This window comes from Rhodococcus sp. ARC_M6, assembly GCF_022810305.1.
Lineage (GTDB): Bacteria > Actinomycetota > Actinomycetes > Mycobacteriales > Mycobacteriaceae > Rhodococcus_F.
The window spans coordinates 310120-323125 of sequence record NZ_JALGQH010000001.1; the positions used below are offsets into that span (position 1 = coordinate 310120).

Here is a 13006-nt window from a genome sequence, read left to right on the forward strand (position 1 = left end):
TCCAATTCTTACTAGTTCGGTTGAAGGACAGTCGATTCGGGGCTAGACACGCCGGTCTTCGTTGGTCCAGTACAGCTCGCGGAGGTCCTTCTTCAGTACCTTGCCGTTGACGCTGCGGGGCAGGCGCTCGATGATGTCGACCCGCTTCGGGGTGCGCACCGAGCCGAGCTTTTCCCGGCAGAGCTCGAGCAACTCGGTGATGTCGATGTCCGCGTCGGGCTTGAGCTCGACGACGGCGGTGACCGCCTCGCCCCATGTCGCGTCGGGCACGCCGATGACGGCGCAGTCCTGGACGGCGGGGTGGGACCAGATGATCTGTTCGACCTCGGCAGGGAAGACGTTGAAGCCCCCCGAGATGATCATGTCCTTCTTGCGGTCGGTCAGAGTCAGGAATCCGCGGTCGTCGAGGAAACCGATGTCGCCGGTGTACAGCCATCCCTCGCGCACCGCCTCGGCCGTGGCCTCGGGGTTGTTGTAGTAGCCCCTCATCACGAGGTCGCCGCGCACACAGATCTCGCCGTGCGTGCCTGCGGGCACCGGGTTGTCCTCGTCGTCGCGGATCTCGATTTTGACCAGCGGGAACGGGCGTCCGCAGCTGAGCAGGCGCTTGTCGTCGGCGATCTCGCCGTCGACGAAGTGCTCCTCGGGGCGCAGGAACGCGATGGAGCCGGGGGCCTCGGTCTGGCCGAAGCACTCGATCATGACGGGGCCGAACAGGCCGATGGCCTGGCGCAACTTCTCCACGGACATGGGCGCCGAGCCGTAGAGGAAGTACCGCAGCGAACTCAAGTCGTAGTCGCCGAGATCGGGGGTCTCGATGAGGCGGTAGATCACCGTGGGCGGCAGGAACACGTCGGTGACGTGGTGCCGGTCGATGGCGTCGAGCAGGGAGGCCGGGTCGGGGCGGGCCAGCACGACGACGCTGCCGCCGCGGGCACTGGCCGGCAGGGTGAGGATGCCCGCAGAGTGGGTCATGGGGGCCGCGGCCAGGTTCACCACGGGCTCGTCGGCCCGGTACGGCATGGCCATCATCAGCTGGGTGATGCACATGCCGAAGCTCCGGTGGGTGTTCATGACGCCCTTGGGCAGGCCCGTGGTGCCGCCGGTGGGCGAGATGATCGCAAGGGAGTCCTGCGGGATGTCCACGCGGGGGCGGGTGGCTGGTACGGCGCCCAGCCATTCCTGCAGCGGGGTGGCGTACGGGCGGTGTCCGGCGCTGTCCCCGTCCAGACAGACATACCTGACGGCGTCGCCCACTGCCGCGTGGATCTCGTCGACGGCGGCGGTCTTGGACGGGTGGTAGAACAGCACTTCACAGTCGAAGCGCTGGACGAAGCCGATGCTGTCACTGACCGGGCTGTTGGGGTTCAAGGGCACCCAGGCCCCACCGGCGCGCCAGGCGCCGATGACGCACAGCCACGCGGCCGGGTCGTTCGGCGAGAGCACCGCGATCTTCGTCTCGAGCGCGATGCCGTCGCGGAGCAGTGCATTGGAGACTCGGCAGGACAGTTCGCCCGCTTCGTCGAAGGTCCAGGTGGTATCGCCGTGGCGGTAGGCGACGGCCTTCGGATTGATGTTCCAACCCTGATCGAAGAAATCAGACAAAGCCAAGGGGTCGTCCTTTCCATCGTGTCCACTGTGGCAAATCCAGGACGTGGTTCTTACGGTCCGGGGAGGCAATTGACGCCCGGCGGCGCTGTAGTTCGTCGGGTATCGCCGACCGTCACTATTCACGTTAAACCGTACGACGTTAGATTAAATCATCATGTGCGAGACATCACAAGCGACCCTGAAGTAGCAGTTCCAGTCAATTTATCGATTGACCAATTAACCGACATGGGTTAGGTTTTCGATGTGATTCAAGGCACAGGCGGCCGTATTTCTGCTGCTGTGTCGCGCCGGTGTGCAGCCTGAACAGGCCGTGCCGCCGCAGCCCTCATCACGTTCCAAATGAGGCAGCCCGGACGCGTTCGCGCACTAGGCCTGGCCCCCGATCCCAGTCTCACGATCCCAGTCTCACGTAAGGAATTCGATGCTCACAGCACGCGAACTGATCGACTCCTCGTCGATCAGCAAACTCCAGATCCGGGTGATCCTCCTCTGCGGACTTGCCGCGATGGCTGAGGGTTACGACATCATTTCCATCTCGCTCGCGGTGCTGCCGATCACCGATGACTGGGGTATCACCGGCACCGAATCCGGGCTGCTGTTCAGCGCCGGCCTGGTGGGTATGGCGGTGGGTTCCATCGCGCTAGGCCCGGTGGGCGACCGCTATGGTCGCCGGCCGCTGTTGGTGGCCTCGCTGCTCATCATTACCCTCGGCATGGCACTTTCGGCGATAGCCGGGGACGTCACCCAGCTCGCGCTGCTCCGCCTGCTCACAGGGCTCGGCATGGGCGGCATCATCCCCAGCTTGCCGGTGATCGTGGGCGAGTACGCGCCGGCACGCAAGCGTCCGACACTAATTGCGCTGTTCGCCATCGGCATCCCGCTCGGCGGGCTACTGGGTGGGGCCGTCGCGGCCGTGTTGATGAACCACTTCAGCTGGCGGTCCGCGTTCTGGCTCGGTGCGGTTATGACCGGTGTCATCGCGCTCGTTGCCTACTTGGCCATCCCCGAATCGCCGGATTACCTCGAGTCCCGGGGAACTGCCGCCGCGCGTAAGAAGCTCGACGAGTTGGTCCGGAAGATGAACTTGAAGCCCGCCACTGTCGTCGAGACCGCGGGCGTCGTTCCCAAGGTCGCCGCCGGTTCCGGCAACGCGGCGCTGAAGTCCTGGGCGCTCGTCATCACGTGCGTGGTGTTCTTCCTGGTCAACTCTGTCTACTTCTTCGGGAACTCGTGGACGCCCAAGCTCCTGACGCTCGCGGGCATGTCCCAGAACGAGGGGATCAGCGGCGGGCTGCTGTTCTCCCTCGGAGGCGTGATCGGAACGCTGATTTTCGCTGCGCTCGCAATTCGATTCTCCGCAATGTGGGTGACCTGTGGTTTCGCCCTCGGAGGTGCGGTGCTGTTCGGCTTCATGTCGATCATCTCGACCCAACTCAACCCGGTTCTGGTCTCCACCGCACTGCTCGGTGTCTGCCTGATGGCGACCTTCACCGGCCTGTACGTCATGGTGCCCATCCTGTTCCGTCCGGAGGCCCGAGTCTCGGCCATGGGCATCGCCGCAGGTCTCGGCCGAGTTGGCAGCATTGCGACCCCGATGATCGTGGGCGCGATGGTGGACCTCGGCTGGCCGACCAGTTCGATATTCTTCACGTTTGTCCTCCCGGCTCTGCTCGCAGCGCTCGGGATCGCCTACGCACAGATCCGCAACAGTCGGACGACCGGCGCCGCGACCAAGGAGCTCGCGGACGTCTAGTCAGTGAGCTATCTCGTCCCGGTCCTCGTGCGTCACGCCGTAGAGAAAACTGCGCAGCAACTTCTCGTGGCGCTGCCGTGGTGTGGCCGTATGCGCTGCCTCTGCCGCGCTGAGGACCGGGTGCGCGGTGGCCTTGACGTTGGCGAAGACCACTGCGCGCTTGGACTCCGGCCGCATCGCCTCGGTGAGCGTGATACCCATCGTCAGCTTTTCCGTGCCGTCGAGGATTGGGACATGCAGCTGGATCGGGACCCCGGACTCTTCCAGATAGACGGCAGCCTGCTCCCAGACATCGGTAACCATGTCGCGGGGTAGGAACTGCAACAGCACCGGGGCCGCGTTCCGGTGGCGCAGAATCACGTCTCGAAAGTTCAAGTTGTAGGCGATGAGCCAGTCCTGCCATTGGTCCGAGGGCCGGTCGCGGGGGATGCGGGTCTCATAGACGATGGCTTTCGCGACCTCGCACAGGATCTCCGACTTGTCGGCGAAGTGGTGGTAGAGCGACGGGGCCTTGACGCCGAGCGCCCGCGCGAGCCGCGGCAGGCTGAATGCCTCTAGGCCCTCGTCGTCGATGATCTCAATTGCCGCGGCAACGGCGGCGGCGCGGCTGATCAACGGCTTTGACGGTCGGGCCATGGCCCTCGGACTCCTCTGGTCAGCTTGAGCGGTCGGGTTACTGCCGAAGGTAATACGGCAACGAGCGTTGTGGGTGCTACCGCGACGGCATTGTCTGGCGATCGTACAAGTCTCGAGCGTTGGCAGGCCTTAACTTAGGGTAGGCGGGGCGTTTCGGGTGTTGCGGTCAGCCGACGAGGGTGGTGGTGACGTCGTCAGGGCATGTTGTCGTAGAGAGTGCGCGCAACCGCGTGGGAACATTCTCATCCTCCGCGATTGGTCCGTCCGGCGTGAGCAACGAATTCGTCGCTGCCGCCGCCCCGAACAACCCGACCCGGCAGTGGGAGCGCCGTAGAAGCTATTTCAATCGGACCGAATGAGGAGAAATGGGCCGCTGAAACTGCCTGCGCATCCAAAAAGGTGAACTCAACAGGCCTTGATGGGGGAACAGTCGATGGAGCCGGTGACGGGAATCGAACCCGCAACTCGACCTTGGGAAGGTCACGTGATACCACTTCACCACACCGGCATAACCAGGGATCGGGGACGTTCACATCCCACTTGACACCCTGCGTTGCGAACATTATCAGACGACCTGCCCATTGTGTGTCAAGCCTGACTGGCGTTGTTGCCGCGGGTGTTTTGCATACGCAGCCAGTCGTTGACCCAAATGGATGACGGCATCATCCGCGTCACGGAGAAATCCGACTTGCAGGTGATAGACGTGCCACCGGCGCGGGTTGTGAAAGTGCTCGACAATGGCGCCGGAGTTGTTGTCGCGGAACAATTTTTCGAGCAGATGGGCATCTACTGAGATCGGATCTTGCCCAGCTGAATGAAGTACGACGGGCGGTAGGCCGCGCAGGTCGCCGTATACGGGGGAGATCAAAGGATCGGCCGCGTCGGCACTCCCGACGTAGGCGGGCGCCCAATCGGAGATGAGTGAAGGGATGATCAGGGGATCGGTTCCGGCTTCCCGACGGTGTTCGACGTCGGCAGCCAGGTCGGCCCACGGGCAGATTAATCCGAGGGCCGCGGGTAGGTGATCTCCGTTGTCACGCAAGGCCATCGCGAGTGCCAGGGTTAGGCCGCCGCCGGCGGAATCCCCGGCGATGACCACCTTCGAAGCATCTTCCGCGCTGGAGACGAGTGCCCGGTACACGGCCAGTGCGTCATCGAGGGCGTGCGGAAACGGATGTTCGGGGGCACGTCTGTACTCGACCAGGACGACATTCATGCCCGCTGCAGCTCCTAGGTTGGCCGCAAATCCGGTGTAGCCGCGGGCAGTTCCCAGGGCGTAGCCACCGCCGTGCAGGTACAGGAGTGTGTGGGAGTCTGAAGAATTGGGCGGTAGGACCCGCTCGACTTCGACGCCGCCGATGTGATCGGTGCCTTGGATTCGGGTTCCCCGCGGTGGCCGCGCACCTTGCGACAGCAGGTCGACGAGTGTGCGTTTGGTTGAAATCGGTAGGCGAGACGAGGTGAAGAGCGGACGGGCAGTGCGAAGTCCCATTCGGAGGATCGCGGGAGGCATTCGTAGTTTCATCGGATTTCTTTCTGGGAGACGGGCGGTAAGGTCGGATGGTGCAGAACCGGACTAGAACAGTGGCAGTGCGATGGGAGTGTGAACGGTGACCGCGCCGCGCAAGCGTCTGAGCGCCGACGACCGTCGGGAACAAATCGTTCGTTCTGCTCGAACTGTCTTCTCTCGCACCGGACTCGCCGGGGCCCGAACCCGCGATATCGCTGTGGAAGCCGGCGTCAACGAGGCGTTGCTGTACCGGCACTTCGCATCCAAGGAAGAGTTGTTCGAGGCGGCGGTGGCAGCGCCCCTCGAGACTGCGGTCCTGCGGTTGGTGGCAGCCTCTGGTGCCCCGCCCGAAGAATTCGACGTGACTGCCGAGGTCATGCGCGGTCGTACATCCGCATTCATTGCCGAACTCCTCGAGGTGATGGGGGAGGTTGCGCCCCTGCTGGGTGTGATGCTGTTCGGTCAGTCGGAAGCGTCGACCGACTATTTTCGAACTCGAATCATGCCGTCGCTGGACAAGATTCAAGAAGTCGTCGAAATTAATCTGAAAGCCTGGGCGCACAAGAAATTTGATGCCGAGCTGGTTGTTCAGATGATCTTCGGAGCGGCATGGTTTCTCGCTGTCGCGGATCAGCTCAATCAGCGCTCGCGTGATCGGGTGACCCTGGCGGAACAGATCACCGCGATCGTGATCGACGGTTTGGTCGAACGTAACCCCTGATCTCAAGTAAGTGTTTGCATACTTATCTCTTTCGAAGCTCTTGTCAAGGGTTCTGACGTGCCCACATTGACTCTAGACAAGTAAATGGTTACTGACTAACGTGTGGTGTGCGTCACTTCAATGGCTAGTTTCGGCCGATCGGGAAGGTGAACATATGCCTACACAGGACCTGAGAATCGCGGAGGCGACTCCCACTGGCGAAGGGCAAGGCGAGCGCGTCGTTGACGTGCTGATTCTGGGCGGGGGACTCTGCGGCATCTCGGCCGCAATCGGTTGCCTGCGAAAAGGGATCGATGACATCGTGATCGTCGAACGAGCGCACAGTGTCGGCGGGACCTGGCATCACAACACGTATCCCGGTTGCGCCGTTGACATTCCGTCGCATGTCTATTCATTTTCATTCGAGCTCAATCCTGATTGGAGCGCCGGATTCTCACCCCAGGGTGAAGTCGAGAGCTACCTGAATCGTGTGTGCGAGAAGTACCAGTTGGCACAGAAATTCGAACTTGGAACCGAAGTGCTCGACGCGACGTGGCACGACAGCCTGCAGCGGTGGCAAATTACCACGAATCAAGTTGTCTACCAAGCTCGTTCGTTCATCACTGCCGCAGGTCCGCTCCACGAGCCGATCATCCCGTCGTTGCCTGGCCTGGAGGATTTCGCAGGTGAAGTCTTCCACTCGTCGAACTGGCCGAAAGACTTCGATCCGACGGGCAAGAACGTCGTAGTCATCGGCACGGGCGCGTCGGCAATTCAGTTTGTACCGGCCATCCAACCAGCGGTGAAGCAGATGACGGTCCTGCAGCGAACTCCGTCGTGGGTGATGGCCAAACCGAATTGGAAGACAACAGCATTCGAGCGTCGAATGCTGCGCCGGTTCCCGGCCTTGATGCAGGCCATGCGATTGGGAATCTGGATTCCGATGGACATCTTCTTTGTTCTCGCGACGAAGTTTCCGCGTTTCGCGCGTGCGATGTCGACTGTGGCGAAGGCGCACATCCGGAAGTCGATTACCGACCCGCAGATGATTTCCGATCTCACTCCCAACTATGCGCCGGCCTGCAAGCGATTGGGATTCTCCAACGACTTCTATCCGGCGTTGGCGAGCGACAACGTCGACCTCTGGACGTCCCCGGCAGCTCGGATAACCGAGAACTCCGTCATTACGGCGGACGGCCGAGAAGCGGTCGCCGATGCCATCGTTCTGGGCACCGGATTTCATACTCTCCAAAATCATCCGGTAGCCGAACGCATTCACGGCAAAGACGGCCGGAGCCTCGCCGACGTGTGGGACGGCAACCCGACGGCCTACATGGGAACCACTATGGCGGGATTCCCCAACGCGTACATCATGTTCGGACCCAACGCGGGAACCCTGTCGGGTTTCGTGATGGCGGAGGCGCAAACCGACTACATTCTCGGGGCGCTCGAATCCTTACGATCGCACGGACTGACCAGCATTGAGGTTCGGGAGGAAGAGCAGCAGGCTTTTGTCGAGGCCGTGGACAAGACGATGAAATCATCGACCTTCGCGCTGGGACGATGCGCGAGTTACTACCTCGCAGACAACGGCCGGGTGGCGCTGCCGTGGCCGGGGTCGATGAGCAACTTGCGTCGTAAGCTCGCACGCTTCGACCTCTCGGCCTACCAGACCAGGGCGGTGCGGCACGTCACGGTGTGATGGCCCTGACCCCTACGGCTGTGACGATTGGTCGGCTCGGAGGGCCTGAACCGGTAACCTCTACGTGTGCTGCTCTCCGATCGTGACCTCCGTGCCGAAATTTCCGTTGGACGCCTGGGCATCGACCCCTTCGACGACACGATGGTTCAGCCGTCCAGTGTCGACGTGCGACTAGACGGTCTGTTTCGGGTCTTCAACAACACGCGATACACGCACATCGACCCGGCACAGCGTCAGGACGAACTGACCAGCCTCGTCGAGCGGGCGGAGGGCGAGCCGTTCGTTCTGCACCCTGGAGAGTTTGTCCTCGGTTCGACGCTCGAGGTGTGCTCGCTGCCCGACGATTTGGCGGGACGCCTCGAAGGTAAGTCCAGCTTGGGGCGTCTGGGCCTGCTGACGCACTCCACCGCAGGTTTCATCGATCCGGGCTTCAGCGGCCACATCACGCTGGAGCTGTCGAACGTCGCGAATCTCCCGATCATCTTGTGGCCGGGAATGAAGATCGGTCAGCTGTGCCTGCTGCGGCTGTCGAGCGCCGCCGAGTTCCCGTACGGAAGTTCCGAGGCGGGTTCCAAGTACCAGGGCCAGCGTGGACCTACACCGTCGAAGGCATACCTGAACTTCAACCGCGGCTGATGGACGGCGTGCGGTGACGATCAGCTTGTTCTACGGCCTGGTCTTCATGAACTTGCTGTTTGTCACCAGTGCTGTGTGTCTGCTCAAGCCTTCGACGGGCAGTGCTGTGGCCACTGGAGTTGCAGCAGTGGCGTGGCTGCTGTTCAACGGACCACTCGAGGGGCAGGTGTTGTGGTCGCTCAACCTGCAGCACGGACTAACAGTGTCTGATTTGTTGGGTTTTGTGGCATTCGGCATTGCAGTCAGAGGATGGATTCGGGTCCGTAGCCGCAGAGAATCCAACAATTCGGTCGACTGATGAGTGGCATCTCAGATGTCACGTTGTGGACTCAGGGGATAGCTGGCGGGATCTTCTCCACTATTCGGGCATAATGGCGTGTTATGTGGTGGATTGTGGGCGGCGTACTGCTCGTGTGGGTGGTGTGTGCCATTCCGATCGCCATTCTTTTCGGTCGAGCCATTGCGAAGCGTGACCGTGCCGAATTCGAAAGCCGCAATCAAGCGTGGGCGGATCGGACTGTCGCATCGTTCGAATCGGATGCATCATCCGAACGTCCGCAAAATGATCGTCGTAATCCACCGCTGATCGGCTGACATTGCGGGACCTCGTTGGAGGTGAACGTGCATGGAACTGCCTTCTGATACTCCGGCCGACGTCGTGGCCGCAGCAGCTGCCGGGCCGCGTGTGCCACAATTCGATTCCACACTCGGAATCTCCGTCGCCCCGTCTGTCGGCTCCGCCCGCCATCGGTTGGTGGCAATCGGGGACTCCCTGAGCCAGGGATTTCAGAGCGGGGCGGTGTTCAACACCGATCTGTCGTATCCGGCGATCATCGCGTATCAACTGGGCTGGTTCGACCAATTTCGATTCCCTCGATACGGCGGTCCGGGTGGGCTTCCGCTCAACATCGAACTGCTGCTACGAACGTTGGAAGAGCGTTTCGGTACAACGACCGACTTGTGGGAGATTCCGCTGGCGCTGTTCGCGGCACGCGGATTCATGGATCAGGTCGAGGACCATTGGGAGCGTGGCCCGGGCAGTTTCGCTCCCACATTCTCCGCGATCAATCACAATCTCTCGGTGTACGGTTGGGATTTGCGGGATGCGCTGACAAAAACCGCAGCATCCTGCGAAGCGGCGATGCATCAACCTCACGACGATGTGCTCAGTCAGATCGTCGAGAACAACGGCGAGCGCGCCGCACTGCGGGTACTCCCGCGAGGTACGGATGCCGAGAAACATATGACGGCATTCGACGCGGCAGCAGAACTGGGCAAGGAGGGGATCGAAACTCTGATTGTCTTTCTCGGCGCGAACAATGCGCTTCGGACGGTGACAGAGCTTCGGGTGCAGTGGAGCGGCAATAACTTTCGTGACCAAGACGCCAAGCGTGACTACACGGTGTGGCAGCCGAGTCATTTCGCTTCGGAGTACGCCGACGTACTCACTGCGATTCGGAGAATCAGTGCACAGCACGTGATCCTTTGTACGGTTCCGCACGTCACGATTGCCCCGATTGCGCGCGGTCTGGGCGGCAAGGTTGAAACCGGTTCGCGGTACTTCCCGTTCTACGCCCGGCCTTGGGTGCGTGACGAAGACTTTGATCCCCGACGCGATCAGCACATCACCGGAGCGCAGGCCTGGGCAGTCGACACGGCGATCGACCTGTACAACAAGGGGATCGAGCAGGCCGTGGCGAGTGCGCGACGAGTGGGCAAAGACTGGCACCTCTTCGATATCGCGGGACTTCTCGAGCGCGTGGCATCGCGAAGGTACATCGCCGACGTCAACGCGCGGCCGTCGTGGTGGACGCCCTATCCAATGCCCAAGGCGATCACTGATCTTGCGCCGGTACCGGATTCACGGTTTCTGTCCGCTGATGGGAGGGGAGGTCGAGCGTCCGGCGGCCTGTTCTCGCTGGACGGAGTGCACCCGACCACGGTGGCGTACGGAGTCCTGGCACAGGAACTGGTGAAGATCATGTCGCTTGCGGGGGTGCAATTCGATTCCGAGACTGTGGATTTCGATCGTCTGGTCAGACGGGACACACTGGTTCGGACCCCGCCGCAGAATCTCGACGACACTCTCGGGCTCATCGGCTGGGCCGACGAACATCTCGGTCTTCTCAAACGAATATTCGGGCTGTGACGCTCAGCTTGCACGGGAGAGTTCCGGGGATACCATTTTGTCGGCGTATTCACGGAGCAAACCTGACAGTTCGGTGTCCTCGGTAGATAGTCTACCGGTCGGTCCGATCGCCGCGAGCGCTCCGACGACGCTGTGTTGCGCATCGTGAATCGGTACGGCGACGGCTGACCGGCCCACTCGAATTTCGTCCACTTCACGAGCCGGCTCCCCGCGTCTGATCCGCGAGAGCTCCAATTCGAGGTGATCCGCATCAATGATGGTGTATGCGGTAACTTTCCGAAGCGGAAGAACTGCCGGTTCGGTCAGCGAAGCAAGCAAAAGCTTGCCGATGGCAGACGCATGCAGCACGCTGACCAGAGTGCGCTCACCGCTGAGTTCATGATCAGGATCGCGGTCGACGAGTCTGATCTTTCCGTCGGTGTACGACACGAGGTAGATCCCGTAGCGGAGTTGCTCCCGGAGTTCGTCGAGGATCAATGAGTTGTCCACGGCCGTGGGTTCGCCTGCTGCTCCAGCTAATTCGCGGGTGCGTCGGCCGAGTGCAAATCCCGAAAGATCCGCGATCCGAACCAGGTAACCATCGGCGACGAGGATGTTGAGCAGCCGATATGCGGTTGCCGGTGGAATGTCGGCAAGTGCGGCAATGTCTTTGGCTCGTGCGCCGGATCCCAAGCGGGCAACTGATTCCAGGAGTGCCAGCGCACGCTGGACGGCTCTCGGTTCATGGCCACCCAGATCACGAGGTCCACCGACCATCAGCGGGCACCCGTCACCGATTCGCCGACGGCCGGTTCGCCAACCAGCACTATGTTTCCGGCTGCATCGGTGGCGAATGCCCCCGCACCCGGGAGTACGTCCTCGGTCTCAGGTCTGTCGAAGGCTCCGACGTGGAGAAGGCTTTTCGGGCTGCGCTGAGCAAGATAGAGCTGCCAGAGTGTGCCCGACATCAGGATCGACAGCACGGCGATGGGCGTGACGTAGGAATGGTCGATCATGTTGACATACACCAGATAGCCGAGAGTCACGCCGCCGGCGCCGCTGCCGCACGACGCAGCGGCAAGAATTCCGGGAGTGTGTTCGGTGATGCGTGTGAGGAATACGAGGGACGCGATTGCCGTGAGTGTGTAGGCGAGGATGACTGCGCCGCGCACCGTCAGACGCAGATCGTCGAAAATCTCACCTCGTCCGAGAACCGCAAATGCGCCGCCACCCAGCAGGACTGCGGTACTGACAGCACTCAGTGCGACGTGCGGAGTGCGGAAGACGCTGTGCACGGAAGCGAATCGGCGGGGGATAAGACGCTCGATCCCGAACGAATAGATCAGGCGCGAAGCAGCATTCGACGATGCCATCGACGAAGCCAGCCAGGAGCACCCCAACCCGATATTGAGCGCGATCACCACTGCCGGGCTGATGCCGGTTGCGGTGCCGTGAAGATAGGCGTTGACCAGAGTATCGCTGCGTCCGGACCACGCTGCCCAGCCGGCAAAAACGAACAGTCCACCACAGATCAATGGCGTGAGAAGTACTGTGCGCGTGACGGTCACCAGAGGTCGTCGGGCTTCGGGGCCGAAGAATGCGGCGCTCTCGAAGCCGGCGAGTGCAAATACGGCAGCCAACGCCGTGAGCAACAGTCCGTGACTCGATGTCGGCGGAACAATCTGTGCTTGTTGACTTCCCGACCCGCCGATCAGCATGAGCGCGATGATGAAGAGCAGTGAACAGGCCTCGACGATCAGGATTGCCCAGGCCGCAAATCTGACGCTGCGGACCAGGGCGCCTAGTATCAGCGCGGAGATGCCTGCATACAGAGCGGTCACCTGAAATGTGTTGTGCAGGTGTACGCCGCCAAACCCGAGTAGCGCAATGGCTGCTTGTCCACCGTGATACAAGGTCATAACCGCGCTGCCGAGGTACTTGACCAGCATGGCTACGCCAGTTGTGAGGGCGGCTCGGGTACCGAGTCCTCGGAATACGAAACTGTGAAGTCCGCCCGACGCTGCCATCCGCTTGGTGAATTGAGATACGCAGAACGCGATCAGAGTCACCAGAACTGTTGCGACGATGATCGTGATCATTCCGCCGAGCAGGTGTCCATGTGTCAGCATGGTGACGGGTAGGACGACCATCGAGACCGCGGGCGCCGTCGTTGCCACCGATTGCGCCAGTACTTCGGCACCCGAGAGTTGCCGACGCCCAAGGGCGCGCAGCGGCGAGCGAGCCGGTGGCTGCTTGGCGCGCGCCGCGAAGGACTTCGCGATGGCTTCGGTGAGAGCGGACATGTCGCGTCACGCTAGTCGGGCTCTGTA

The 13006-nt window shown here is 61.6% G+C and carries 12 protein-coding genes and 1 tRNA gene; 7 read left to right on the forward strand and 6 right to left on the reverse strand.

Going from position 1 to position 13006, the window contains the following annotated elements; all coding sequences use genetic code 11:
- Window positions 1-42 precede the first annotated feature (42 nt).
- The gene (locus MTX36_RS01450; protein WP_243617981.1) at window positions 43-1611 is read right to left on the reverse strand and encodes an AMP-binding protein; all 1569 of its coding nucleotides are present in this window, start codon (window positions 1609-1611) and stop codon (window positions 43-45) included.
- A gap of 421 nt (window positions 1612-2032) precedes the next feature.
- Here MTX36_RS01450 and MTX36_RS01455 point away from each other — a divergent pair, with 421 nt between their 5' ends.
- Window positions 2033-3364, forward strand: a complete 1332-nt coding sequence (locus MTX36_RS01455) for an MFS transporter (protein WP_243617982.1) — start codon at window positions 2033-2035, stop codon at window positions 3362-3364.
- On the opposite strand, the gene MTX36_RS01460 is transcribed toward MTX36_RS01455, so the two are convergent.
- The 3 genes from MTX36_RS01460 to MTX36_RS01470 all read right to left on the reverse strand — a co-directional run bounded on the left by MTX36_RS01460 (window position 3365) and on the right by MTX36_RS01470 (window position 5525).
- On the reverse strand, window positions 3365-4000 hold the full coding sequence (locus tag MTX36_RS01460) for a TetR family transcriptional regulator (protein ID WP_243617983.1): 636 nt from the start codon (window positions 3998-4000) through the stop codon (window positions 3365-3367).
- 434 nt (window positions 4001-4434) lie between these two features.
- Window positions 4435-4508, reverse strand: a tRNA-Gly gene (locus MTX36_RS01465).
- Between the two features lie 57 nt (window positions 4509-4565).
- Window positions 4566-5525 carry an alpha/beta hydrolase gene (locus MTX36_RS01470; protein WP_243617984.1) on the reverse strand — a complete coding sequence of 320 codons (960 nt, stop codon included), beginning with the start codon at window positions 5523-5525 and terminating at the stop codon, window positions 4566-4568.
- A gap of 85 nt (window positions 5526-5610) precedes the next feature.
- Here MTX36_RS01470 and MTX36_RS01475 point away from each other — a divergent pair, with 85 nt between their 5' ends.
- From MTX36_RS01475 to MTX36_RS01500, 6 genes are all read left to right on the forward strand, one after another.
- Entirely contained in the window at window positions 5611-6231 is a 621-nt protein-coding gene (locus MTX36_RS01475) for a TetR/AcrR family transcriptional regulator (protein WP_243617985.1), read from the forward strand.
- Window positions 6232-6385: 154 nt separating this feature from the next.
- Window positions 6386-7912: an NAD(P)/FAD-dependent oxidoreductase gene (locus MTX36_RS01480; RefSeq protein WP_243617986.1), complete on the forward strand. Its 1527-nt coding sequence runs from the start codon at window positions 6386-6388 to the stop codon at window positions 7910-7912.
- Window positions 7913-7978: 66 nt separating this feature from the next.
- Window positions 7979-8548 carry a dCTP deaminase gene (gene dcd / locus MTX36_RS01485; protein WP_094274513.1) on the forward strand — a complete coding sequence of 190 codons (570 nt, stop codon included), beginning with the start codon at window positions 7979-7981 and terminating at the stop codon, window positions 8546-8548.
- 46 nt (window positions 8549-8594) lie between these two features.
- Window positions 8595-8846 (forward strand): hypothetical protein, encoded by a 252-nt coding sequence (locus MTX36_RS01490; RefSeq protein ID WP_279394127.1) that lies wholly within the window; start codon window positions 8595-8597, stop codon window positions 8844-8846.
- An 83-nt stretch (window positions 8847-8929) separates the two neighbouring features.
- Window positions 8930-9142 carry a hypothetical protein gene (locus MTX36_RS01495; protein WP_243617987.1) on the forward strand — a complete coding sequence of 71 codons (213 nt, stop codon included), beginning with the start codon at window positions 8930-8932 and terminating at the stop codon, window positions 9140-9142.
- Window positions 9143-9173: 31 nt separating this feature from the next.
- Window positions 9174-10697: a hypothetical protein gene (locus MTX36_RS01500; protein ID WP_243617988.1), complete on the forward strand. Its 1524-nt coding sequence runs from the start codon at window positions 9174-9176 to the stop codon at window positions 10695-10697.
- Between the two features lie 3 nt (window positions 10698-10700).
- Here the strand turns inward: MTX36_RS01500 and MTX36_RS01505 are convergent, their stop codons facing one another.
- The gene (locus MTX36_RS01505) at window positions 10701-11453 is read right to left on the reverse strand and encodes an IclR family transcriptional regulator (RefSeq protein ID WP_243617989.1); all 753 of its coding nucleotides are present in this window, start codon (window positions 11451-11453) and stop codon (window positions 10701-10703) included.
- Window positions 11453-12979 (reverse strand): APC family permease, encoded by a 1527-nt coding sequence (locus tag MTX36_RS01510; protein ID WP_243617990.1) that lies wholly within the window; start codon window positions 12977-12979, stop codon window positions 11453-11455. The genes MTX36_RS01505 and MTX36_RS01510 overlap by 1 nt, the downstream gene beginning before the upstream one ends.
- Window positions 12980-13006 lie beyond the last annotated feature (27 nt).

Bases quoted from the DNA above. Each gene is read 5' to 3' on its own strand.
- MTX36_RS01455 (WP_243617982.1), top strand. From the start codon at position 2,033: ATGCTCACAGCACGCGAACTGATCGACTCCTCGTCGATCAGCAAACTC.
- MTX36_RS01460 (WP_243617983.1), bottom strand. From the start codon at position 4,000: ATGGCCCGACCGTCAAAGCCGTTGATCAGCCGCGCCGCCGCCGTTGCC.
- MTX36_RS01470 (WP_243617984.1), bottom strand. From the start codon at position 5,525: ATGAAACTACGAATGCCTCCCGCGATCCTCCGAATGGGACTTCGCACT.
- MTX36_RS01480 (WP_243617986.1), top strand. From the start codon at position 6,386: ATGCCTACACAGGACCTGAGAATCGCGGAGGCGACTCCCACTGGCGAA.
- MTX36_RS01490 (WP_279394127.1), top strand. From the start codon at position 8,595: ATGAACTTGCTGTTTGTCACCAGTGCTGTGTGTCTGCTCAAGCCTTCG.
- MTX36_RS01495 (WP_243617987.1), top strand. From the start codon at position 8,930: ATGTGGTGGATTGTGGGCGGCGTACTGCTCGTGTGGGTGGTGTGTGCC.
- MTX36_RS01500 (WP_243617988.1), top strand. From the start codon at position 9,174: ATGGAACTGCCTTCTGATACTCCGGCCGACGTCGTGGCCGCAGCAGCT.
- MTX36_RS01505 (WP_243617989.1), bottom strand. From the start codon at position 11,453: ATGGTCGGTGGACCTCGTGATCTGGGTGGCCATGAACCGAGAGCCGTC.
- MTX36_RS01510 (WP_243617990.1), bottom strand. From the start codon at position 12,979: ATGTCCGCTCTCACCGAAGCCATCGCGAAGTCCTTCGCGGCGCGCGCC.